Source organism: Acidobacteriota bacterium (assembly GCA_019347945.1).
In the GTDB taxonomy this organism is placed as follows: domain Bacteria; phylum Acidobacteriota; class Thermoanaerobaculia; order Gp7-AA8; family JAHWKK01; genus JAHWKK01.
In genome coordinates, this window is the sequence record JAHWKK010000012.1 from 17,716 (window position 1) to 40,026 (window position 22,311).

Below are 22,311 nucleotides of genomic sequence, written 5' to 3' on the forward strand. Positions count from 1 at the left end.
CTGGCGTCACCGTGCAAGAGTTCGGCCCGTGCCGCTCCTCTTTCGATGGTCGAAATCAGCCGAATCGCCAGGGAGCGTCCGGGTCGATCGCCCGGATCAGCCACTGGTCCCTGATATGCGTGTGATCTTCGGTTTCCTCCGCACCGGTCCGATGCGCAACAAGGACATTCTCGACGGCGGCACTTTCCGGCAGATGAACCCCATGCGAGAGAATGCTCGCTTTGACGTGACATCCAGCCGGTACAAGGCAGTCCTCCCACACGACCGCTTCGCTCAATGAGGCGCTCGAATCGATCGAGCATCCTGCGCCGATCACGCTCTTCGAAGTGATGCCGGCGGCCCGGGCCGTCTCGTGGACGAGCGAGTCCTCCTGCTGCAACCTGCATCGCGGTGTGACCGCGATCTCACCGCGATGCATCGCCGAAAGAAGTCCGGCGGTGGCTTCCATGTAGCGCTGCGGCGTTCCGACGTCGAACCAGATCCCGTCGTGAACGACCCCGGCCAGAACCTCCTCCTTCGTCTGCAGTACCGGAATGTAGACGTCCTCGGTCAGCCCGGAAAAATCGCGATCCGGCAGGCGCTCGAAAATTCGGTTCGACATCGCATGAGCGCCGGCGAACATGAGCGGCTCGCCATTTCCATCACTTCCGAAATGATTGATGAGGCCGTCGGCGTACCAGACGCGGGTGAAGGACTCGCCAACGGGGGGATGGCGAAGCAGAAGTGCCGCGAGCGAACCGGCATTCTGCTGAGCCGCGACCAGGTCGTCGAAGGGCGGGAACTGGATCGTATCTCCGTTCATCAGTACGAAGCTTTCGTCGCCTTCGAAAAAGGATCGCACTTTCCGGACCCCGCCCCCCGTCCCGAGAATTCGTTCCTCGTACGAGTAGCGGATCTCGGCGCGACCTCGTGTGAATTCGGACAGCCATCTCTCGATGGGCTCGGGCAGATGATGAAGATTGACGACGATTTCCCCGATCCCGGAGGCGATCATGGAATCGGTTGCCCATCCGATCAGCGGGAGGTTGCAGACCGGGATCACCGGCTTGGGTACCGACCAGGTAATCGGTCGGAATCGCGTGCCGAAACCCGCGGCGAGAATCATCCCCTTCACGGGGAGGGCATCTCCTCGGGACTGAACACCATGTTCTCGGTCAGGTCCGAGCGGACTCGCCGCTGTTGGCGGTATAGCTCCGCGTAGCTCATCCGGATTGCGTCTTCCATTCGAAGTCCCAGAATCCCGGCGATCCTCTCGATGACGTCCGTCTGACCCTCGATCTCGAGATAGTCGCCGATCGGGGTATGGTCGAGGACGATCTCCGCCTGATCGAGTCTCCAGACCTCACGCATCTTCTGATAGCGGAAGACCGGCTTGTAGCCGAGCATCTCGAACAGAGCGATGGCGGACTCGAAGCTTTCGATCCCGGTCTGCACTTCATCACGGGTCTTGACGCCGCCCGTAAACGTAACGGGACCTTTGGATGTGACCAGGACGTAGCGGCCGAATTTTCTGATCCGGAGAAGCGCTCCCCGCGTCTTCAGCTCTCCCCTCCGGTCGAGAATGATGTTGTCCTCGAAGGTCTCCGGATAGAGGCGCTCGGCCCCGGCGTTGAGAAGTTTCTCGGTGATGACCTTGCGGTCGAACAGGGGGAACTTTGCTTCGATCTCTCTCGGCATGATCAGTCGGTCAGTGCCGCCACGCCCGGGAGAACGGCACCCGAGATCAGCTCGAGCGACGCTCCGCCTCCTGTCGAGATGTGGGAGATCCGGGAGGCCACTCCGGCGGCTCCGACCGCTTCGACAGACTCGCCGCCTCCGACGATGGAAACGGCGTCGGATCCCGCAACGGCTTCAGCTGCCGCGAAGGTCCCTTTTGCGAACTCAGGGACCTCGAAGACTCCCATTGGCCCGTTCCAGAAGATCGTACCGGCACCGGCGAGGCGAAGTCCGTACTCGCTCGAGGTCGCGGATCCGATGTCGACGGCCATGAGCTCGTCGTCGACGCCCTCCTCGACCCGGATCTCGCGCATCTGCGAGGGCTCGTCGACCGACATTGAGACAATCAGATCTTTCGGTAGAACGATTTTCGAATCGAACCTTTCGAGAAGCTCCCCGGCAAAGTCGATCGAGTCCCGATCGACCAGAGACCGGCCCATCTTCACGCCCTTCGCGGCGAGAAAAGTATTTGCCATTCCGCCGCCGATGAGCAGCGTATCGGCTTTGGCAGCGAGAGCCTCGAGAGGCTCGATCTTCCCTTTGATCTTTGCTCCTCCGAGAAGGGCAACGAAGGGGCGCGCCTCTTCCCCGACGTCGATGACCTTCCCGAGATACTCCAGCTCGCGCAGGAGAAGAAGCCCCGCGGCGGAATTCCGGGACCCGAGGATGCGCGGGAGCGCGTCGATCGAGGCGTGAGCCCGGTGACTCGCGCCGAAGGCATCGTTGACGTAGAGGCCGGCCAGGCCGGCCAGCTCGCGCGCGAAATCCGAATCGTTTTGCTCCTCTCCATCGTGGAAGCGGAGATTTTCGAGCAGCAGCAATTCTCCGCCCTTCAGATTCCCGGATTGCTCCTTCGCCGACGCCCCGACGCAATCATCGGCGAACAATACCTTCGTCCCGATTTTCTCGGCGAGTGCATCGCGGACCGGCCCGAGCGAATATTGTGGATCGGGCGCGCCCTTTGGCCGGCCGAGGTGGCTGGCGAGGATCACCGCCGCATTCCGCTCGAGGAGGTGGCGAATCGTCGGAATGGTCGCGTCGATTCTGGTGGCGTCGGTGATTGAGCCATCGGCCATCGGAACATTCAGATCCGCGCGCAGAAAGACTCTGCTGCCTTCGACGTCGAGGTGCTCGACGGACCTCGGCAGCTTCACCCGAGCTTTCTCCCGATGAGAGCCACCAGGTCCACCATCCGGCTCGAGTAACCGAACTCGTTGTCGTACCAGGAGAGAACCTTGTGCATCGTAGGACTGATGGACCGCGTGAATACGGTGTCGACGATCGAAGAATGAGTCGTGTGATTGAAATCGACCGAAACGAGCTCTTCGTCGCTGAAAGAGAGAATTCCTTCGAGCTCGCCGGCAGACTTCGAACGGACCAGCTCGTTGATTTCCTCGGCGCTGGTCGGTTTTTCCGTGACGAACGTGAAATCGATGAGGGAGACATTCGGTGTCGGAACGCGTACCGAGATCCCGTCGAGCTTTCCCTCGAGCTCGGGCAGGACGACGCCGACCGCTTTGGCTGCACCGGTCGTCGTCGGAATGATCGACAGCGCGGCGGCTCGGCCTCTTCTGAAATCCTTCTGGTGGGGGAGGTCGAGGATCCGCTGATCGTTCGTGTAGGAATGGACCGTCGTCATCAGGCCCTGCTCGATTGTCCAGGCTTCGTGGAAGATCCTGGCCAGAGGAGCGAGACAGTTCGTCGTGCACGACGCGTTCGAAATGACCACATGGCGGTCGAGATCGAGCTCACTCTCGTTCACTCCGAGACAGACCGTGAGGTCGGCATCCTTGGAGGGAGCGGAGACCACCACGTGAGTGACCCCATCCCGGATGTGTGCCGACGCCTTTTCCTTGGAGGTAAACCGGCCGGTGGACTCGATGACGAGGTCGACTCCGTCGTCGCCCCACGGAATCTCGGCGGGATCCGGGCTCGAATGAATCCGGATCGAGTGCCCGTCCACCAGGATCGAATCCTCGGTGTGGCTGACTTCATGCCGGAGCACCCCGTGGATCGAGTCGTACTTGAGCATGTACGCAAGCACGTCCGAGTCGGACAGATCGTTGACCGCGACGATCTCGAACTGATCCTCCTTTTCGAGCACGGCGCGAAGGATGTTTCTTCCGATTCGACCAAATCCGTTGATTCCGACACGTAGCATTTCTTCCAGCTCCTCAGCTTTCTTCCAGCGGCGTTCCGTCGAGTTGATAATTCCGGACCGGCCGGCCCAATTGCTTCACGGCTTCTGCGAGTTCACTACCAGCACCGACGATGACGATGACCGATCCATCGGGATCGAGGTACTTCCGGGCCACCCTCTCGACGTCTTCCCGGGTCACTTCCATGATCCGCTCGCGATACGTGCGGAGAAAATCCCGAGGCAGCTCGTAGAGCTCCACTTCCTGCAACTGCACCGCCAGCCCCCCGGCGGTCTCGACAGTCGAAGGGAAGCTTCCTGCGATGTAACTCTTCGCATGCTCCAGCTCTTCCGGCGAGACCTGCGAGTTTCGCATCGTTCCGATCTCGGAGAGGAGCTCGCTCACCGCGGGAGCGGTCACGTCGTTTCTCACGGCGGTCGAGACCACGAACGGCCCCGCATGACGGCGAAAAAGAAACGACGATTGAGCTCCGTAGGTCCAGCCGTGCCGTTCGCGCAGGTTGATCATGATTCGCGAATTGAAGGCATCGCCCAGAATTCCGTTCATCACCAGCAGAGGAAAATAGTCTTCGGTGCGGCGGCTGACCCCGGGGTGACCGACGCGGATCTCCGACTGCACCGAACCCGGCCGGTCGATGACGTGAATGAAGCCGGAGGGAACCGGACCGGGCTGCAACGACACGGCGGGGCCCGTCGTCGAAGGTTTCCATCCGGCGAAGGCCCTCTCGGTTGCCTGATGAAGGCGCTCGCCCGCGCTCGCGCCGACGGCAACGACTGAAATGTTGGCGGGAACGTAATAGTCCGCGTGAAACTCTTCGAGTGTTTCCCGGCCGATCGAGCGAAGCGATCCTTCAGTCCCGATCGCGGGCGTTCCGTAACGGCCGGGACCATAGACGAATCGGGAGAAGAATCGGCTCGCGACGTGGGCCGGGTCGTCCAGCGACTGGTGAATCATCGTGATCCGTTCTTCCCGAACGCGCTCGAGATCGTCCGGATCGAAGTTCGGCTCGCACGTCACCTGTCGGAGGATCGTCATTGCCGGATCGAGATTCTCCGCCAACACATCGAGGTGAATCTGCGAAGAATCCCAGTCGGCTCCCGCATCGATCGAAGCTCCGAGCAACCCGAGCTGGTGATCGAGATCGGCACCCGACTGCCCGCCGGCACCTTCATCCAGAAGGCTGGCCGTCATCCCCGCGAGACCTTCGAGTCCCTCCGGATCATGGTCCGATCCCGCGCGCACCACGACTCGGACGGCGTCAATCGGCGCCGCTCCGTGTGACGCGGAGACGATCCGGATTCCGCTCTCGAGCGTCACGACCGAGATTTCGGGTAGGTCCCACGGCCTCGCCGTACGAGGTTCGGGTGCCGTGGTCCGCCAGCTCTTTGTCGTTCCGGTCATCGCTTCTGCTCCGGCTCGAATCCGACGGTGACGCGATTTCCGGGAGAAAAGATCCGTTGCGCGAGGCCGACGAGCTCGTCCGCGTCCAGGGCGTCATATCGCTCGGGCCAGAGATTGATCAGGTCGGGATCGCCGAAAAAGGTCTGCATGAGCCCGATTGCGTCGGCACGCGACTCGAGGGATTCGATCTGTCTCGCGTGATCGACTCGCAGCTGGCTTTGCACTCGGCGTTCCTCGTCCCGGGAGATCCCGTCCCCCACCCTTCGAAGTTCCTCGTCGATGGCGTCCTCGAGCTCGTCGAGCGTCACGCCGTCGCGAGGTGTGGACGTCAGGAGGAGCATCCCCGTCACCTCGGTGGGGAGAACGAAAAGCCCAACGTCCTGCGCGATCCGGGACTCGAGTGTGAGACTTCGAACGAGGCGGCTCGACTTTCCGGACGCGAAAAGCGTCGCGAGAAACTCTGCCCCGATCCATCCGGCGTCGCCCATCGGCGGAAGGTGGTAGAGGCGAAAGAGCCTCGGAGAGTGAACGTTTGCGCGGATGATTTTCCGGGCGTCCGGCTCTCCTCGGGCTGGGTCGAATGAAGGTCTCGATGGGCTCTGTCGTCCCGGAATCTCGGCGAAGTACGCTTCGACCAGCTCTCGTGCCTCACCGAAGTCGAAATCGCCAGCAATCGTCAGAACGGCATTCTGCGGTCCATACCAGTCGAGAAAGAACTCCCGCACGTCGTCGAGTGTGGCCGCCTCGATGTCATCCATCGATCCGATGGTCGGCCAGCTGTACGGAAAGTCGTGCCGGTACGCGAGTGCGAGAAGCTCCTCGAGCCAGGTTCCGTAGGGAGCGTTGTCGTAGCGGAGACGCCTTTCCTCCTTGACGACATTTTTCTGAACGTCGAGTTTTTCCTGCGTCAGGGCCGGAACGAACCAGCCCATCCGATCGGATTCGAGCCAGAGTGCGAGTGCGAGGTAATGCGACGGAAGGGTCTCGTAATAGTTTGTCCGATCGAAAAAGGTGCTCCCGTTGAGATTGCCGCCGACGGACTGGATGTAGCGAAAGTGCTCGTTGTTGCCTACGTGCAGCGAGCCGGAGAAAAGCATGTGCTCGAAGAGATGCGCAAACCCGGTTTTTCCAGGCACCTCGTCCTTCGATCCGACGTGATACCAGAGGTTGACGGCGACCAGTGGTGCGGTCTGATCCCGATTCAGGCAGACGCTCAGCCCGTTCGGCAGCGAATAGCGCTCGATCTCAAGCATGGAAGATTCCGGAGGTGGCCAAATCCCGTGCCCGTATCGAATCGCCCGTACAGAACACTTAGAATGTCGCCGTGATCCGGTCCGCAATCGTAACCCTGGAGATGATCAAGATCCAACATACGATTTTTGCCCTCCCGTTCGCCTTCCTTGCGGCCGTGGCGGCCGCCTGGGGGATTCCGGATTGGCGAACGATCATCTGGATTCTGGTCGCGATGGTGGGGGCACGGTCGGCCGCGATGGCGTTCAACCGGCTGGTCGACGCCGAGATCGACGGCCGCAATCCACGGACTCGAGGGCGGGCCCTCCCCGCCGGCCTCGTGAGCAGACGCTTCGTTGCGCTCTTCGCGATCGCCTCTTCGGGCCTTTTCCTCGTCGCGGCCTGGAATCTCAATCGGCTCGCCTTCCTCCTCGCTCCGGTTGCTCTCGCCATCATCCTCGGATATTCCTATACCAAGCGGTTTACGAGCTGGAGCCATCTCGTCCTGGGATTGGCTCTGGCGGTCGCCCCGGTGGGCGCTGCGATCGCCGTGACCGGTCGTTTCGAGCACGAGATCTGGTTCCTGGCGGGGGCCGTCCTTTGCTGGACCGCAGGATTCGACATTCTCTATTCGATGCAGGACGTCGAATTCGACCGGAGCGAGGGGCTGCATTCTCTCCCCTCCCGGCTCGGCGTCGGGAGAGCCCTCGCCCTCTCGCGGGTGCTGCATACCGCGACCGTGGGGCTTCTCGTGGCTTTCGGAATCGCAGCAGAGCTCGGCTGGATCTACTACGCCGGTGTGGGGGCAGCTGCCGCTCTCCTGATCTGGCAGCAGTCGCTGGTGTCTCCCGATGATCTGTCGAAGATCGACACGGCGTTTTTCACGGCCAACGGGATCCTTTCGATCATCGTTTTCGTCGCGGGGGCGTGTGATATTCTCCGCGGCGCCGGCGGACAGCTTTGAGAGCCGTCGACCCCCGGTGATGAGCGACTCTCCTCTGCCATTTCGATATATCGCCGTCGAAGGGCCGATCGGAGCCGGAAAGACATCCCTGGTCAAGAGGCTGGCCGAGCGATTCCGGGGGACCCGGGTGCTCGAGGACGTCGACAATCCTTTCCTTCCGGAGTTCTACAAGGACAAGAAGGGAGCGGCGTTCCAGTGCCAGCTCTTTTTTCTCCTCTCCCGGTACGACCAGCAGCGGAAGATCGCGCAGCGGGATCTCTTTTCCGATCTCGTCGTTGCTGATTACTCCTTCCAGAAGGACAAGATTTACGCCTATCTCACGCTCGACGACTCCGAGCTCCTGATCTACAACAAGCTTTTCGACGTACTGGCCGAGCAGGTCCCGGTGCCCGACCTGGTGATCTATCTCCAGGGAAACATCGACACCCTGATCAAGCGGCTCCGAAAACGGGGGAAAGACTACGAGAAATCAGTCACCACGGCCTACGTTCAGGAAGTCAGCGAGGCCTACGCTCACTATTTCTACCACTACGCGGGTACGCCCCTCCTGGTGGTGAATACATCTGAGATCGACTTTGTTCACGACGATGCCCATTTCGAAGACCTCGTCGATCAGATTCGACAGGTGACGAAGGGGACGAAGTATTACGTACCGCTTGGATCCTGAGCGTCGGACCGAGACGGAAGAGAGCCGCTGCACCGGACCGCGATCGTGATGCGGTCGGCCGGTTTCCGTCCCGACTTCAGGTGTTTGATGAAGGAGGGAGCCGGATGAGTGGAAAAACGGTCAGCGCGCCCGACGTCAGGGCGATGAAGGGCGTTCGTCCCATCGCCATGCTGACGGCCTACGACTATCCGAGCGCGAGGCTCGTGGACCGTTCCGGGGCCGACATCATCCTGGTTGGCGATTCGCTCGGAATGGTCATTCTCGGTTATCCCGACACCCTCTCGGTCACGATGGACACGATGATTCACCACACCGCCGCCGTCGCAAGGGGAGTCGAGCACGCCCTTCTGGTGGGTGACATGCCGTGGATGTCGTATCACACGTCTCCCGATGAGGCCGTCGAGAACGCCGCCCGCTTCATTCGAGCGGGTGCTCGCGGGGTCAAGATCGAAGGGGGACGACCTTCGCGCATCGAAGCCGTTCGTGCCATTCTCGACGCCGAGATTCCCGTCATGGGCCATGTCGGTCTGACCCCCCAGTCGGTCATGGCGATGGGGGGATTCAAAGTTCAGGGAAAGGGGGAGGCGCAGGCCCGGAAGCTCGTCGACGAAGCGAAGGCTCTCGACGAAGCGGGCTGCTTCTCGCTCGTTCTCGAATGTGTTCCGACCGAGCTCGCCGAGCTCATCACCGCGTCGGTATCGATACCGACCATCGGCATCGGCGCCGGTCCGGCGTGCGATGGTCAGGTCCTCGTCTTCCACGACCTTCTCGGACTTTACGACGGCCATCAGCCGAAATTCGTTCGAAGATATGCTGAGATCGGCAACGCCATTGGGGATGCCCTCAGCCGCTACGTCTCGGATGTCCGAGAGGGAAACTTCCCCGATGAGCTCACCGAGTCGTTCCATGTGTCTGCAGAGGCCGGGATGGGCGCGCTTTACGCGGGGCGGGAAGGCTGATGGAGAAGGCGACCACGATCGAAGCCGTGCGGAAGGCGGTCGATGCGGCCCGGAAGGAAGGGAAAACGATCGCCTTCGTGCCGACCATGGGCTACCTGCACGAGGGCCATCTCGCGCTGGTCGATGCGGCTCGCAGGGAGACGCAGGCCTTCGTGGTGATCTCGATTTTCGTCAATCCCCGGCAGTTCGGTGATGCCGGCGATCTCGAGGCGTATCCACGCGACGAGGCGCGGGATTGCCGGATGCTCGATGAACGAAAGGTCGACCTGGTCTTCCTTCCGGATGGCGCGACGATCTATCCCCCGGGATTCGTGACGCGCGTGTCCGTCGAAGGGGTGGCGGTGCCGCTCGAGGGCGAGCTCCGTCCGGGTCATTTCGATGGCGTGGCGACCGTGGTGACGAAACTCTTCAACATCGTCAGCCCCGATGTCGCGTTCTTCGGTGAAAAGGATGCGCAGCAGTGTGCGGTCGTCAGACGACTCGTCCGGGATCTCGATTTTCCCGTTCGGATCGAGACGATCCCGACTGTTCGTGACGACGACGGTCTGGCGATGTCATCGCGAAACGTCAGACTGAGCTCGGAATCGAGAGCGAGGTCGCTCTCCCTCTTCCGAGCTCTCCGCCATGGCCGCAGCCTTCTCGAGCAGGGTGCTTCCGAGGAAGACGTCGAGAACGGGATGCGAACGCTGGCCGAGAGCGGGGGTGCGGAGGTCGAGTATCTGAGAGTGGTCGATCCGGAGACATTCGAATCCCCGACAGACCGAAGCGACCTGCTGCTCGTCGGTGCTGTCCGGGTCGACGAAGTGCGGCTGATCGACAACATGCCGGCGGAACGGCAATTGAATTCAGGAATTTCATGATGCGGTCATTTCTTCGAAGCAAGATCCATCGTGCGACGGTGACGCACGCGGATGTCGACTATGAGGGATCGATCACGATTGATCGGCACCTGATGAATGCTGCTGATCTGCTCCCCTACGAGAGAGTCGAGATCTACAACGTGACCAACGGGGAGCGGTTCGCAACCTATGTGATCGAAGGAGCAGAGGGGTCGGGCACCATCGGGGTCAACGGAGCCGCCGCTCACCTCGCATCGCCCGGCGACAAGGTGATCATCGCGTGTTACGCGTGGCTGCACGAGGGTCAGATGCTGAACCATCAGCCGAAGCTGGTGTTCGTTGACGAAGCGAACCGCATCCACACGGTCAAACAGGCCGAAAAACCTCAAACGATTGCCGTCTGAAAAACAGGGGTCAGGAATCAGGGATCAGGGGTCAGGTTGAAAGCCCGGAAACATCAGACGTGTCGGACCTGTCGGACGTGTCGCCGCTCGCGTCCCGCGGCCGACTCACGCCCTGCCTTTCCTGACGCTGAATTCGGGCCTGCGCTTCCGTCAGCCGGTCGAATCCTTCCGGTAGTGAGCGCCGCGTGAGGTCGGATTCCGGATCGCGGCAGCCGCCACGATTGCGGCGGCTCGCTGTCCGTGAAAGAGCTCGAGAATCTCGCGCGTGATCGAGGTCTCGCGATAGAACTTCGCCAGACGATCCCCGAGATGCTGGATGTCAGCCATTGCCCGTTCGAGCCGCTCGCCGGAACGAATGATTCCGACGTAGTTCCACATCGTGTTCTGCAGCGTCGTCCAGTCCTGCAGAATCAGGGCTGGATCCTCGAGCGACTCGCCTTGCGGCTGTACCCAGTCGGGCATCGAGTTGTACATGGACCGCTCGAGAGGGCCGGCGCCTGGAGGGCGCGAGGAGCGGGCACGCCGGACGGCGGCGGAGGCTCTCGCCTCGAGCCGCTGAGGGCGTTTCGATTTCGACATTGTCCGCTCGACGGGTCCGGTCAGTCTCGAACGGATGGATTGAGCCGCAAAGAAGCCCCACGTGAGCCCTTCGAGCAGGGACGTCGAAGCAAGGCGGTTGGCTCCGTGAAGGCCGGAGCAGGCGGTCTCGCCGATCGCATAAAGCCGAGGCAGGGTGGTCTGGCCGAAGTTGTCGACCAGTACGCCGCCGCAGAAATAGTGCGCCGCAGGGACGACCGGGATCGGATCCTCCTCGATATTGATCCCGAGCTCGGCGCATTCCTTGTGAATCGTCGGAAATCGTTCCGCGATCGACTCTTCACCCTCGTAAAACCTCGCCAGGTCGAGGAACACGAAATCGTCGTGATTAACCGTCATCTCTTCGACGATCGCGCGGGTCACGACATCGCGCGGCGCCAGGTCGCGCAGCGGAGAGTACCGATCCATGAAGTACTCGCCCCGCTGGTTCATCAGGCGAGCGCCCTCGCCTCGAAGCGATTCAGAGATCAGAAAATGATTCGCCCTCTTGATCGCCAGGGCCGTCGGGTGAAACTGTATGAACTCGGAGTTCATGATCGTCGCGCCCGCCCGGAACGCCATGACGATGCCGTCTCCGACCGAGCTCCGAGTGTTCGTCGTATGGAGATAGAGCCTGCCGAGCCCACCGGTTGCGAGAACCGTGAAGTCGGAAAACACCGTATAGACCTCGTGGGTTCGGTTGTCGAGGAGGTACGCTCCTGCACATTCGTTCTCCAACCGGTATCGAATCTGGATGTCGCTGGGGTGATGATGCGTGGTCAGGAGATCGATGGCGGTGAAATCGGTGACCAGCCGGATGTTCTTCTCCGACTTCACGCGGTTCAGCATCGCGATCTCGATTGCCCTCCCGGTGGCGTCCGCCGCGTGAATGATCCGCGGAACCGAGTGAGCCCCCTCTCTCGTCAGATCGAGCTCACCCTCGTCATTGTGCGCGAATGGGACGCCGATCTCGTCGATGAGGATTCTCTTGACGACGTCGGGTCCTTCCTCCGCCAGAAATCGGACGGCCGACTCGTTGCATAGACCCCCGCCCGCGTCGAGAATGTCGTCGACGAGCTTGCGGGTGCTGTCCGATTCCCCCCGATAGATCACACCCCCCTGGGCCCAGAAGGTGTTGCAATCCGCAGGATCGCTCGTCTTCGTGACGAGCAGTACCTGCACCCCTGCTCGGGCGAGGGAAAAGGCGACCGTGAGTCCCGAGATCCCGGTGCCGAGTACGAGCACCTGATGGTGGGAGCGATTGCGCAGACGGCTCATCCGTACGGCTCAGTATCTGGCAAAAGCACCCTTCGTGTACTCCTCCGGGTTGGCGAGGAACGTGCGCCGATTGGCTTCCGAGCCGAAGTAATAGATCCTGTCGTCATACTCGGCGATCGGGGTCTCCCGGCGAATCTGAATCTTTTCCCCGTTCACCGGATCCATGGCGATGAGGGGAGAGAAGGGTAGATTCTCGGTAAAGCGGTACGGATCGGGCTCGGTGTTGCCCCGGCGATCCCGTTTCTCGACGGTCGATGAGTCGAACGCAAGGGTTTCGACCTCGCTGACGGGGCGGAGCTCCGTCGGGGTATTCTCGAGCGTCCTGACCTCGGTGGCCTCCACCGTCGTTTCCGCGTCACAGCCCGCTACCAGAAGGACGAGCAGAGTCAGAATCGTGATGTCAGTTCGAAAGGTCATGATCGGAGATGAATTCGGATATCGCATCGTTGAATAGAGCCGGTTCCTCGATTGCCGGGAGGTGACCGGTTCCCGGAATGACCGTCAGTTTCGCCTGAGGGAGGAGATGAGCCATCCGTTCCGCATCCTCCCTCGGAATCAGCTGATCATGCTCCCCTGCAAGAATCAGGGCGGGTTTCGAGAATGATCGCAGCACATCCGAAGAGTCCGGTCTCCGGGCCATGGCTCCGAGCGCAAACACGACCCCCGCGATCGACGAGGCCTGAATCATCCCCGAAACGAGCTCGATCATCGACTGGTCGGACTGCGATCCCGGCCCGAGGAGCTTCGGAATCATGTCGTTGGCGAGATCCGAAACATCGCCTGCTTCCTCGGTTGCGCGGATCGTTTCGGCTCGTGCGTTACGGCTCGACGGAGAATCCTCCGTCTCCCTCGTATTGGCGAGGATGACCGCGTCGACACGTTCCGGCGCGGAGCGAAGAATGTCGAACGCCACGTACCCTCCCATCGAGCATCCCGCCAGAATTGCAGACCCGATCTCGAGCTCATCCAGGAGCGCGAGCAGGTCGCTCCCGTAGCGTGCCATCGACGGCTCCGCCGGGTCGGGAAACGCATCCGACTGGCCGAATCCGGCGAGATCGGGAAGGAGGTGGAGAACACCGGGGAGATCGAGCTGCCACTTCCACATCTCGCCTGTCAGTGGAAACCCGTGAATCCAGAGGACCGTCTTTCCAGCGCCTTGCTGGAAGTAGTGCAGCTTTCGCTGATCGATGGTGATGAAACTCACACGATCTCCCTGTTCAGCACGTCCCGACACGCTTTGAGGCGCTCCCACACCAGGCCTTCGAGCGCTCCCGGCTCCGTGACGATCGAAAGAAAGTAGCCGTCCGCAAGCGAACAGTTGTAGAAGACGGAGTCTTCGAATCCGACCTTGAAAAGCCGAAGCTCGCCGAGGTTGCCCTTCGAGACCATTCGGCGGAACTGGTGAAGAAAGATTCCCTGATAGGCGCCCACCAGATGCAGATCGTATCGCGGCGGCTCGCCGACGATCTGAACTGCTTCACCATCCCAGTCGAGGAACATCGCTCCGACGGCGCCGTCGATCCCGTCGAGAAGGGAGTTGAGTGTCGATTCGAACGTCATCAGTTCGCGCCGATGCCGTCGTAATCCTCGGGAACGATGTCTCCGGCTTCCGACGCACCGAGAAATGCTTCCACGACGTTCGGGTCGAACCGGGTGTTCGCGAAGCTCCGGATCTTCTCCAGAACGTATTCGAGTGCCATTGCTTTCTGGTAGGGGCGGTTGGTCGTCATCGCGTCGAAGGTGTCGGCGACCGAGACGATTCGCGCCTGGAGTGGAATGTCTTCTCCTTTGAGACCTTCCGGATAACCGCCGCCCTCCCATCGTTCGTGGTGGTACTTCATCCCGGGAATCATGTCCATGAGTTGCGGAACGCCCGCCATGATGAACTCTCCCTTTTTCGGGTGGGTCTTCATCACCTCGAACTCCTCCTCGGTGAGGGCACCCGGCTTGCGAAGAATGCGGTCGTCGATGCCGATCTTGCCGACGTCGTGGAGGAGCGCGCCAACCCGGAGATCCGAAAGTTCCTTCTGGCCGAGATTCATGCGACGTCCGATGGCCAGAGAATAACGGGCGACGCGCTCGGAGTGGCCTCTGGTATACGTATCCTTCGCGTCGATTGCCGCGGCGAGCATGCGGACCGAGTTGATGAAGAGGAGATGATTCTCGTGAGCGGCCTTCTTCAGTCCTTCGACTGCTTTCTGAATCTCGGCCGACATCGTGTTGAAGCTCTGACCGAGATCGGCGACCTCGGCACTGCCTTTCACATCGACCCGCTGGGAGTAGTTTCCGGCGGCGATCTCCTTCGATCGTGTTGCCAGAGCGCGAATCGGTTTCGAGATCGACGTCGCGAAAAGCACACCGACGATTGATGCGAGAAGCGCCGCCCCGATCACCCAGTTGACCGTTGCTGCCTTCATGCTGTCGACCGAGGTGAATGCGAGTGAGGTTTCACGCTCGACTACGACGCCCCAGTCGACGGTTTGAACGGGAGCCACGGTGCCGAGCACTTCGATGGTCTTTCCCGTGATCTCTCGGTCGTAGGTCCGGGTGAGGCGCATCGGTTGCCTAGTGAACTCGGCGACCACGCCGACTCCCGAGAGGTCGGGCTGTCGCAGCGCGACCGCGGGCTCACTGTGCATGAGCACCTGCCCTTCGGCATTCACGACGAAAGCAGTCGCTTCGGCCGATTCCTCCTCCTCGAGTCGCGCCGCGATCGGACTCAGATCAGCGAGCTCGACCACCGCTCCGATCGTCTCGCCCCGGGTGTTGGTCACCGGCACGGCGATCACCATTGCCGGCCGGTTGACCTGTTGAAGGTAGAGAAAGTGACCCATGTAGGGCTCGCCTGCGATGGCCGAGCGGACTCCGGCGTTCATGGCCTGCAGCGCCTCGTCGGAAATGTCGGGGGGTTGGGCGGTCGCGCCTCTTCCCTCACGGTTGACCAGCCAAAGCGCGAGCGCGCCCGAACCGAGATAGTTCGAGATCGTCCCCTCCGAGGCGGCGTGAGCGAAGGGGTCGGCGTCGGCGGGAAGTGTCGTTGCCGTCGCGTTGATTCCGGCAGCGATCGTTCGGAGCCGGTCGAGCTCGCCCGATGTGAAATTGTTGATGTCGTTGGCGATCCCGACCGCGGAGCGCGTCAGGTACTTGCTCTCCAGGGTCTCGAGCGATTGGCGATTGATTCCAGTCAGAAAATAGTGGGAAACGACCAGCGGGATGACGGCGACGAGAATCAGAGCGCCGAGGAGAGTCCAGAGAAGTCGCGGGCGCGCGAGTCCGACCGTTCCTGCCATGCGACGATTATATTCGCGATCAACCGATCGGAATCGTCAGGAGGCCGTGCGGCCTGGTCTGCCGGATCAGGTTGTACAGACCTTCGATCGCGATGTCGGCCGTGAAACGCTCGTTGAGATGCAGAATCGACTCGCTGCTCCAGCTCTCGCCATTCCACCGGCGGAACCGGATGAGCGTGCCATCGGGGTCGAGCGTCCAGGCGATGATGTCATTCGGTCCGGATCCGAAAATGAAATCGGAACGGATTGAGTAGTTCGCGCTGAAGAGCGGAGCCGGGATCATGTCCGGCAGATCCGGCGCGGGCCGCACGCCGATCGGAATCGTGAGAACTCCGTTCGCGACCGGGATGATGTCGATCGTACGAAGCGCCTGAGCCGTGTGGTCACCGAATACGATGCGCACTGAAGCGCCGTCCGGGGCCGTCTGGACACTCGGATGGCGCAGCGCATGACTGCTCAGATTCTCGTCTCCGAGAAAGCTCTCCGATTGCGGCGGGACGATGTCGATCAACGCCGCCGTCTCGATTGCGGCAACGGCGCCATCCAGGATCGTCAGCTGCGCATAATGCGCTTCGGACCTCGAGCCGTCGTCGTCCCACCAGACCGCATGAACGCGAAGCCCTGGTACCTGTTCGCCCGGATTGCCGTCTTCATCGAAAACGGTCGTCGAGTGAGTCGTCGTGATTCGGAGGTTCTCCCGATAATGAAACACTCCTCCCTCGATGCTCGTCGCCTCGCTCCACCCCTCACTGCTCTTCGATGTGAAGAGCAGCTCGGTCGAGACAAGCGAGCGGATGTTGAGCCAGAAGACGAATACGGTATCGGTCTCGTAGTCCCACGCGATCGCGGGAAGAACGTGCAGGCTGCCGTCGAGCGTGGCGGGGATCGGTTCGACCGTCACCTCGGCGCCTTTCTGGGTCGTCAGGTTCAGGATCGTTTTGACGGGGATCGAGTCGGGATCGACGATCTCCAGGTCGACCGAGTAAACCACGCCCTCGGGTGTCACGGCCACGTTGTCTCTCAGCCCTCCGAAAGAGGGGAGCGACCATCCGACCAGGCCGATGACGATTGCGATGAGAGCGAGCCGGCGCATCACAGTTTCCAGTTGATCACCTTTCTCAGGTCGAGCGCATACAGCAGATTCTTCAGCTGCGGAAACTCCGGATACCAGCTGCAGAGATGATCGAAGTGTTCCTCCGCTTTCTCATAGTTGCCGAGATGCACATTCGCCTCTCCGAGAAGGTAGTGGGCGTTTCGCAGCAGCCGGTCCTCGGAGGTCGACTCCAGCCCGAGCATTCCCCATCGCACGGCGGTCGCGGGCTCACCGATGTCGAGGTACCCGAGACAGAGGTCGACATAGGATTCGGCGACCCAGCCCTCGGCTTCCTCTCCGCGGGCGAGCGCGATCGCCTCGTGAAGGAGCGGGATCCCCGCCTTCGGATTTCCGCCGACGATCTCGGTGTAACCGAGGTTCTGCAGCAGAAAGTATCGCTGGAAAAGATTTTCCTCAGGCGTGATCGCGAGAAGCTCGCGGTAGTGAGCGGAAGCAGCCTCGAACTCCGAGTCGAGCATCTCGAGGTTGGCCAGCTCGTTGAGCGCCGGTACACGCCAGTCTTCGCGGCCTGCGACGGCCGACGATTCGAGAGCGATTGCGGCGTAGCTGCGCGCTCGCTCGATGTTGCCCTCCGTGCGGAAGCGGAGCGCGAGCCAATAGGCCGCCTGAGCCACATGCTCGTCATTCTGACGGCGGAGCACGATTGAGGGAAGTGCCTTCACCTCGGGTGCACCGATCTCCCCCAGCTGGATCAGGGAGAATGCCTTGTTGATCGACACCAGGGTCTTCGACGATTCGTCCGGTGCCTGCCTGTGAGCCAGGTCGAACGCTGCGAGCGCTGCATCATGTTCGTTCGCGCGCTGTCTGGCGAGTCCTTCACTTCTGTGCTCCTCGAATCGATTCACCTCACTCCTCCCCATCCCCATCGACTCCGGTCTGCTGGCGGTGCTTGAACTCGATGAAACTCTGGACTTCCTTCTGGGCATCGCGGCTCAGCATGCGGAACTTGTCGAGCGCCAGATCCTTGTCCGGCTGCTCCTCGAAGAATTCCCCGATCCCCATGTTGAACGTCTGGAGGATTCTCAGCAGCGTGTCGAGTCCGACCTTGTACTCCCCCTGCTCCATCCTCGAAAGATCCGACTGGCAGATCCCGATCTTCTGGGACAGCTCGACCTGGGTCAGCTTCCGCTGACGACGAAGTTGTCGTATCTTACGGCCGACGAGCTCGACCTGTGCGGGTGCGTTCTTCGACATGTATGCCTCAACGGGATAAACTCCCGGCCAACGCTCTAATTTAGGCGTCCTATCATATGATTGTCAAGGATAGAGTGGGGAACCTTGCCGGAAGTTTGCACGTGCTGAGGGCCCTCGTACGGCGCGATTTCCGCCTTCGTTTCACCGGCTCCGCCCTCGGGTTCGCCTGGGCCGTCCTGCAACCCCTCCTGATGGTGCTCTGCTACTGGTTCGTCTTCACAAAAATCTTCACGAGGGGGGACACCAGCGATCCGGACTACGTTCCATTTCTGATCTCCGGGCTGCTCGCCTGGATGGGCTTCGCCGACGGCATCACCCGGGGCATGACGGCCATCGTCGAAAACGGCGCGATGATCCGGAAGCTCACCTTCCGGAGCGATGTCCTCGTGATCGTCCCGAACGTGACGGCGCTCATCTTCGAATGCATCGGATTCGGGCTGTTCATCATCTATATGGCGTTTCGGGGCGGGGATCTGAGCGGTCTCTGGCTCCTTCCATTCGCGCTCCTGCTCCAGGCACAACTGCAGATCGGGCTCGGCTGGATTCTGTCGGTCCTGAACGTCCTCTTCCGCGACGTCTCCCAGGTGATCGGCTTCGCGCTGACGCTCGGGCTGTTCCTCAGCCCCATCTTTTACGAGGTCCCGAGCGAGTACGAGAATTGGTTCCGATGGAATCCGATGACCCCCCTGCTCGGTTTGTTCCGGAGTGCTCTGACCGGAGCTCCGTTACCCGACGCACTCTCGATCGTATTCCTGTTGGTGGTTTCGGCCGGGCTGTTCTTCGCCGGACTGAAGTTTTTCCGGCGTGCGCAACCGACGCTGGCCGATCTTCTCTGAACCGCCAAATTCCAAACCATGGAGTGTTTCCTGAAAATGTTTCGTCCGCACAATCTCGTGATTCCGGCCGTGCTGATCGTCTTCACGGCGATCGGCTGCAGCCATACAGCCACCGATCCGGCAGCCGAAGTCTCCAGGGATCTTCCGCTTTCATCCAATGACGCCGAAGCGCTCGCCCGGGCAGAGTGGGCCGAGTATAAGGCGAGCATGACCCGCGCCGAGCGGCTCGAGAAACTCGGTCTCGATGAGGACCCCGGCTTCGATCCCGATCCGGAACGGATCTGGGAAAGGCACGGCGCTGCCTGGAAGATCGAAAAATTCGACAAGAAGACCGCGGTCTTCAGAGCCAATCCCGTCGGGGTCCTTCGACCATTTCAACACGTATCGGCTGCAGGGGAGATCTACGACGACAATGAGGAGTACGTCTGGGTGTTCCGGCGTGTCCGAGAGACTCGCGATCCCTTCCAGTACGATCCGGACGTCTACCATCTCCGCGATCTCTCGCCTGAAGCGATCGAAGAATTCGAGACTCTCAAGAAGGAATTCGTTCGGGTGAGTCCGCCAGAGTCGACCGAAGTGATCCGCTTCGTCGAGTCGTCCAGCGGGCTTCCACAGGATGGTTCATGGCGAAACTCGCCGGGTGTGGGCGACCTGAACGGGGACGGTCATCTCGATATCGTCGCTCCGCCCGAGCGCGGAACTCCGTCGGGTGTGCCCGCGATCTTTCTCGGCGACGGCCGGGGCGGATGGCGTGGCTGGGCGGAGGCCCGTTACCCGAGACGCCTCGACTACGGATCGGCCGTGGTCGCCGACGTTGACCAGGACGGTCATCAGGACATCGTGTTCGGCGTCCACCTCAATGGACTCGCCGTGTGGCTGGGCGATTCGAAGGGCAACTTCACCGAGTCGAGCGGAGGGCTCCCGAAGCAGAGCTTCCCGACCCGCCGCGTCAACGTCGCCGACATGGACGGAGATGGCGATCTCGATCTGGTGGCGCTGACCGAGGGCCCCACGCCGTTGTCCCCGACGTCCATCCAGGGGAGCAAGCTCCGAATTTTCTTCAATGAGGGACGGGCGAGGAGCTGGAAGCAATTCGAGGTCGGTGAGCCCGGACGTCTTCTCGGCGGCGACTGGATGAAGCTCGGCGACCTCGACGGCGACGGCAATGTCGACATCATCACCTCCAGCATCTACTACCACGGCACCGACGTCGTCTGGCTCGGCGACGGGAGTGGTACCGGGTGGGAGGTTTTCGGGCGGGGATTTTTTCCGTGGTATTCGTACATCGGCGCTCTCGCCGTCGGAGACTTCGATCGTGCGCGCCCCGGAGACGAAGCGCTGGTCTCCTACGCGCGAACGTTTCCCGCGGAGGTCCATCCGCTCGAGGTCGAGCATCCTGAGTTCCGGGAGGTCGCCGGCATCGACTACGTCGCCATCAGCGGCGACGAATCGGTCCGGGAACGCATCGTCACGTGGGCCGACAGACACTCGATGAATGCGATGGCCGCAGCGGACTTCGATGGTGACGGGAACATCGACGTCGCGTACTCCCGGACGCGTCCGCGCGTCGCGGGGATTCTGATGGGCGATGGCCGGGGCGGCTTTTCTGATGCGGTCGTCGAGGGATGGGAAGTTCCGGAGAACACCGCGTACGATCTGACCGTCGCCGACTTCGACGGGGACGGCCGACCGGATATCCTGATGATGTTCGAGGACTCGGGGAGGTCGTTGGCGGACAAGGATGGCGCGATCCGTGTATGGTTGAACAGGACTCCCTGAAAATGGACGCTTGCTCTCGGGGAGGATCTGGATATAATGGCGAAACACGCCGAGGTTTTATGGTGCTGTCGCATAAAAATCGGCGGCGGGTATTGACATTCGGGATATTTGGACTTAAGTTTAGGCGAGAAATCGCGTAAAAGACTCACGTATGCAAAGTGAAAATATGGGACAGGGAGGTGGTTCTATCGTTCGGGGACGATGAGCAGTTTCACTCTGAAAGAGAAGTAGAACTCAATACAAACATGTGTAGGAGACACAACCAAATGAGAAAAGTTTCGATACTGGTCGCGATCCTCGCTCTGGTGTCGGTAGGCGCGTTTGCACAGCAGTCGCGCTTCCCGAATTCCATCGGCGCGGGTACGACCCTAAATGACGACTCGTGCGACATCGGCGTCACGCCGGCCGCGACCCTGCTTCTGCCGTACTTCGAAGTCGGTCTCGGTCCGGACAGCAACGTCGAGCCGAACACGTTTTTCACCATCACCAACGTTTCGCGTCTTCCGCAGGTCGCGCACATCACGGTCTGGACCGACTGGTCCGTTCCGGTGCTCGACTTCAACATCTTCCTCACCGGTTACGACGTTCAGTCGCTCAGCATGTACGACGTGATCACGCGTGGATTCGTTCCGGAGACGTCGATCGATCGGAACGGAAGCGGTTCGATCACCGCGGCGGACAGCGGACCTCGCTCGGCGCTGAATACGGCCAACCCGGCGTTCTTCGGCTCGGTCTCGACCGACTGTCTGAACCAGGGCGGAAACATTCCTGAGGGACTCGCGGCTGAAGTTCGCGACGCGCTCACGGGCCAGCCCTACAATTTCACCAACGCGCAGAACATCCCGACCGGTTGCGTCGTCGGTGGCGCGCACGAAAATGCCGTCGGTTACGTGACCGTGGACGTCGCACGGACGTGCTCGACCACGCTGCCGACCGATCCGACGTACTACTCGCCCACGGGCGACATCGCGCACGACAACGTGCTGATCGGTGACTACTTCCACATCGGACCCGACGCTGCTACCGGCAACTTCGCTGGTGGTAACACGATGGTCCACATCCGCGCCATTCCGGAAGGAACGCTCACTCCGGTGGTTGACGCGGACGTCACCTTCCCCTACACCTTCTACGATCGTTACACGACTGTCGCCGAGTCCGGTGGCGAGCGTGCCGACCGTCGTCAGCCGCTGCCCGGACTGTGGGCCGCTCGGTACGTCGAGGACGTTCTCGGCGCCGACACCGACTACCGGATCTGGCGTGAAGGTGTGACTCAGGGTGCACCGACCTGCACGGGAGCTCAGGCTGCCTCGCAGAACGCAGTGGTTCCGCTGACCGAGATTGTTCGGTTCGACGAATCGGAGAACCCGAACATCGGCGCAACGGGCGTCTGCACATTCTCGCCCTGCCCGGTTGAAGCCGGCGTATCGTTCCCAGAGACCGGCTCGTTCGCCTCGGATGGCTCGAGATTCCCCGCGGACACGACTGCATCGACGGATCCTGGTGGTTGGACGTACATGAACCTCAATCACGCCGAGCAGCCGGGACGCAACATCACGTCGAACTGGGTCACCATCAACATCACGGCCGACGGTCGTTACTCGGTCGACTACGACGCAGCGTGGCTCGGCAACGGTTGCTCGCCGAACCCGGGTGTCACCTCGACGGATGGAACAAATCCGATCGGACCCGCAGAGAACGACAATGAAGGCTTGTTTTGATTGAGCCGCTGGACCTATCTGGTCTGACGGACTGAAGTAGCCAGCACGATTCGGGCGGGCGGGTCTCACGACCAGCCCGCCCGATTCATCTGCGGGCGCTGGAATGTTTCTGGTGAACGGATGCTTGCAAGTTCCCGAAAGTCGCTTAAAATAAGTCTGGAGCAGGTCCTACTCATGATGAAGTTTT

Annotated in this window: 22 protein-coding genes; 8 read left to right on the plus strand and 14 right to left on the minus strand. The window is 61.2% G+C overall.

Features of this window, described 5'->3' with window-relative positions; genetic code table 11:
• Positions 1–55: 55 nt before the first annotated feature.
• From KY459_09390 to KY459_09415, 6 genes are read right to left on the minus strand one after another with little or no spacing between them, the layout of a single operon-like run.
• Positions 56–1,114 carry an NDP-sugar synthase gene (locus tag KY459_09390; protein MBW3564924.1) on the minus strand — a complete coding sequence of 353 codons (1,059 nt, stop codon included), beginning with the start codon at positions 1,112–1,114 and terminating at the stop codon, positions 56–58.
• Positions 1,111–1,677: a class IV adenylate cyclase gene (cyaB, locus tag KY459_09395; GenBank protein ID MBW3564925.1), complete on the minus strand. Its 567-nt coding sequence runs from the start codon at positions 1,675–1,677 to the stop codon at positions 1,111–1,113. The genes KY459_09390 and cyaB overlap by 4 nt, the downstream gene beginning before the upstream one ends.
• 2 nt (positions 1,678–1,679) lie before the next feature.
• Positions 1,680–2,870, minus strand: coding sequence for a phosphoglycerate kinase (locus KY459_09400; protein ID MBW3564926.1), 1,191 nt, complete (start codon positions 2,868–2,870; stop codon positions 1,680–1,682).
• Positions 2,867–3,877 (minus strand): type I glyceraldehyde-3-phosphate dehydrogenase, encoded by a 1,011-nt coding sequence (gene gap, locus KY459_09405; GenBank protein ID MBW3564927.1) that lies wholly within the window; start codon positions 3,875–3,877, stop codon positions 2,867–2,869. The genes KY459_09400 and gap overlap by 4 nt, the downstream gene beginning before the upstream one ends.
• 13 nt (positions 3,878–3,890) lie before the next feature.
• On the minus strand, positions 3,891–5,276 hold the full coding sequence (locus tag KY459_09410) for an insulinase family protein (GenBank protein ID MBW3564928.1): 1,386 nt from the start codon (positions 5,274–5,276) through the stop codon (positions 3,891–3,893).
• Positions 5,273–6,529 carry an insulinase family protein gene (locus tag KY459_09415; protein ID MBW3564929.1) on the minus strand — a complete coding sequence of 419 codons (1,257 nt, stop codon included), beginning with the start codon at positions 6,527–6,529 and terminating at the stop codon, positions 5,273–5,275. Before KY459_09415 ends, KY459_09410 begins: the two co-directional genes overlap by 4 nt.
• 101 nt (positions 6,530–6,630) lie before the next feature.
• Between KY459_09415 and ubiA the strand changes: the two genes are divergently transcribed.
• The 5 genes from ubiA (at position 6,631) to KY459_09440 (ending at position 10,339) form a co-directional block, all read left to right on the plus strand.
• Positions 6,631–7,470 carry a putative 4-hydroxybenzoate polyprenyltransferase gene (gene ubiA, locus KY459_09420; GenBank protein MBW3564930.1) on the plus strand — a complete coding sequence of 280 codons (840 nt, stop codon included), beginning with the start codon at positions 6,631–6,633 and terminating at the stop codon, positions 7,468–7,470.
• Positions 7,471–7,489: 19 nt separating this feature from the next.
• Positions 7,490–8,137: a deoxynucleoside kinase gene (locus KY459_09425; GenBank protein ID MBW3564931.1), complete on the plus strand. Its 648-nt coding sequence runs from the start codon at positions 7,490–7,492 to the stop codon at positions 8,135–8,137.
• A gap of 104 nt (positions 8,138–8,241) precedes the next feature.
• Entirely contained in the window at positions 8,242–9,096 is an 855-nt protein-coding gene (gene panB, locus KY459_09430) for a 3-methyl-2-oxobutanoate hydroxymethyltransferase (protein ID MBW3564932.1), read from the plus strand.
• A complete protein-coding gene (gene panC, locus KY459_09435) occupies positions 9,096–9,956 on the plus strand; it encodes a pantoate--beta-alanine ligase (protein ID MBW3564933.1) in 861 nt (286 codons plus the stop codon). Before panB ends, panC begins: the two co-directional genes overlap by 1 nt.
• The gene (locus KY459_09440; protein ID MBW3564934.1) at positions 9,956–10,339 is read left to right on the plus strand and encodes an aspartate 1-decarboxylase; all 384 of its coding nucleotides are present in this window, start codon (positions 9,956–9,958) and stop codon (positions 10,337–10,339) included. The genes panC and KY459_09440 overlap by 1 nt, the downstream gene beginning before the upstream one ends.
• Positions 10,340–10,489: 150 nt before the next feature.
• Here the strand turns inward: KY459_09440 and KY459_09445 are convergent, their stop codons facing one another.
• The 8 genes from KY459_09445 to KY459_09480 all read right to left on the minus strand — a co-directional run bounded on the left by KY459_09445 (position 10,490) and on the right by KY459_09480 (position 17,791).
• On the minus strand, positions 10,490–12,193 hold the full coding sequence (locus KY459_09445; protein MBW3564935.1) for an FAD-dependent oxidoreductase: 1,704 nt from the start codon (positions 12,191–12,193) through the stop codon (positions 10,490–10,492).
• A gap of 9 nt (positions 12,194–12,202) precedes the next feature.
• Positions 12,203–12,358 carry a YHS domain-containing protein gene (locus KY459_09450; protein MBW3564936.1) on the minus strand — a complete coding sequence of 52 codons (156 nt, stop codon included), beginning with the start codon at positions 12,356–12,358 and terminating at the stop codon, positions 12,203–12,205.
• Positions 12,359–12,593: 235 nt separating this feature from the next.
• Positions 12,594–13,397, minus strand: a complete 804-nt coding sequence (locus KY459_09455) for an alpha/beta hydrolase (protein MBW3564937.1) — start codon at positions 13,395–13,397, stop codon at positions 12,594–12,596.
• Positions 13,394–13,753, minus strand: coding sequence for a hypothetical protein (locus KY459_09460; GenBank protein ID MBW3564938.1), 360 nt, complete (start codon positions 13,751–13,753; stop codon positions 13,394–13,396). Before KY459_09460 ends, KY459_09455 begins: the two co-directional genes overlap by 4 nt.
• Complete coding sequence (locus KY459_09465; protein ID MBW3564939.1) at positions 13,753–15,483, minus strand: HD domain-containing protein; 1,731 nt, start codon at positions 15,481–15,483, stop codon at positions 13,753–13,755. The genes KY459_09460 and KY459_09465 overlap by 1 nt, the downstream gene beginning before the upstream one ends.
• 19 nt (positions 15,484–15,502) lie before the next feature.
• Complete coding sequence (locus KY459_09470) at positions 15,503–16,576, minus strand: hypothetical protein (GenBank protein MBW3564940.1); 1,074 nt, start codon at positions 16,574–16,576, stop codon at positions 15,503–15,505.
• Complete coding sequence (locus KY459_09475) at positions 16,576–17,442, minus strand: tetratricopeptide repeat protein (GenBank protein ID MBW3564941.1); 867 nt, start codon at positions 17,440–17,442, stop codon at positions 16,576–16,578. Before KY459_09475 ends, KY459_09470 begins: the two co-directional genes overlap by 1 nt.
• Position 17,443: 1 nt before the next feature.
• A complete protein-coding gene (locus tag KY459_09480; GenBank protein ID MBW3564942.1) occupies positions 17,444–17,791 on the minus strand; it encodes a helix-turn-helix domain-containing protein in 348 nt (115 codons plus the stop codon).
• A gap of 101 nt (positions 17,792–17,892) precedes the next feature.
• On the opposite strand from KY459_09480, the gene KY459_09485 reads away from it, so the two are divergent.
• The 3 genes from KY459_09485 (at position 17,893) to KY459_09495 (ending at position 22,124) form a co-directional block, all read left to right on the plus strand.
• Positions 17,893–18,627 (plus strand): ABC transporter permease, encoded by a 735-nt coding sequence (locus KY459_09485; GenBank protein ID MBW3564943.1) that lies wholly within the window; start codon positions 17,893–17,895, stop codon positions 18,625–18,627.
• A 36-nt stretch (positions 18,628–18,663) separates the two neighbouring features.
• Positions 18,664–20,406 carry a VCBS repeat-containing protein gene (locus KY459_09490; GenBank protein ID MBW3564944.1) on the plus strand — a complete coding sequence of 581 codons (1,743 nt, stop codon included), beginning with the start codon at positions 18,664–18,666 and terminating at the stop codon, positions 20,404–20,406.
• A gap of 266 nt (positions 20,407–20,672) precedes the next feature.
• Complete coding sequence (locus KY459_09495; GenBank protein MBW3564945.1) at positions 20,673–22,124, plus strand: hypothetical protein; 1,452 nt, start codon at positions 20,673–20,675, stop codon at positions 22,122–22,124.
• Positions 22,125–22,311 lie beyond the last annotated feature (187 nt).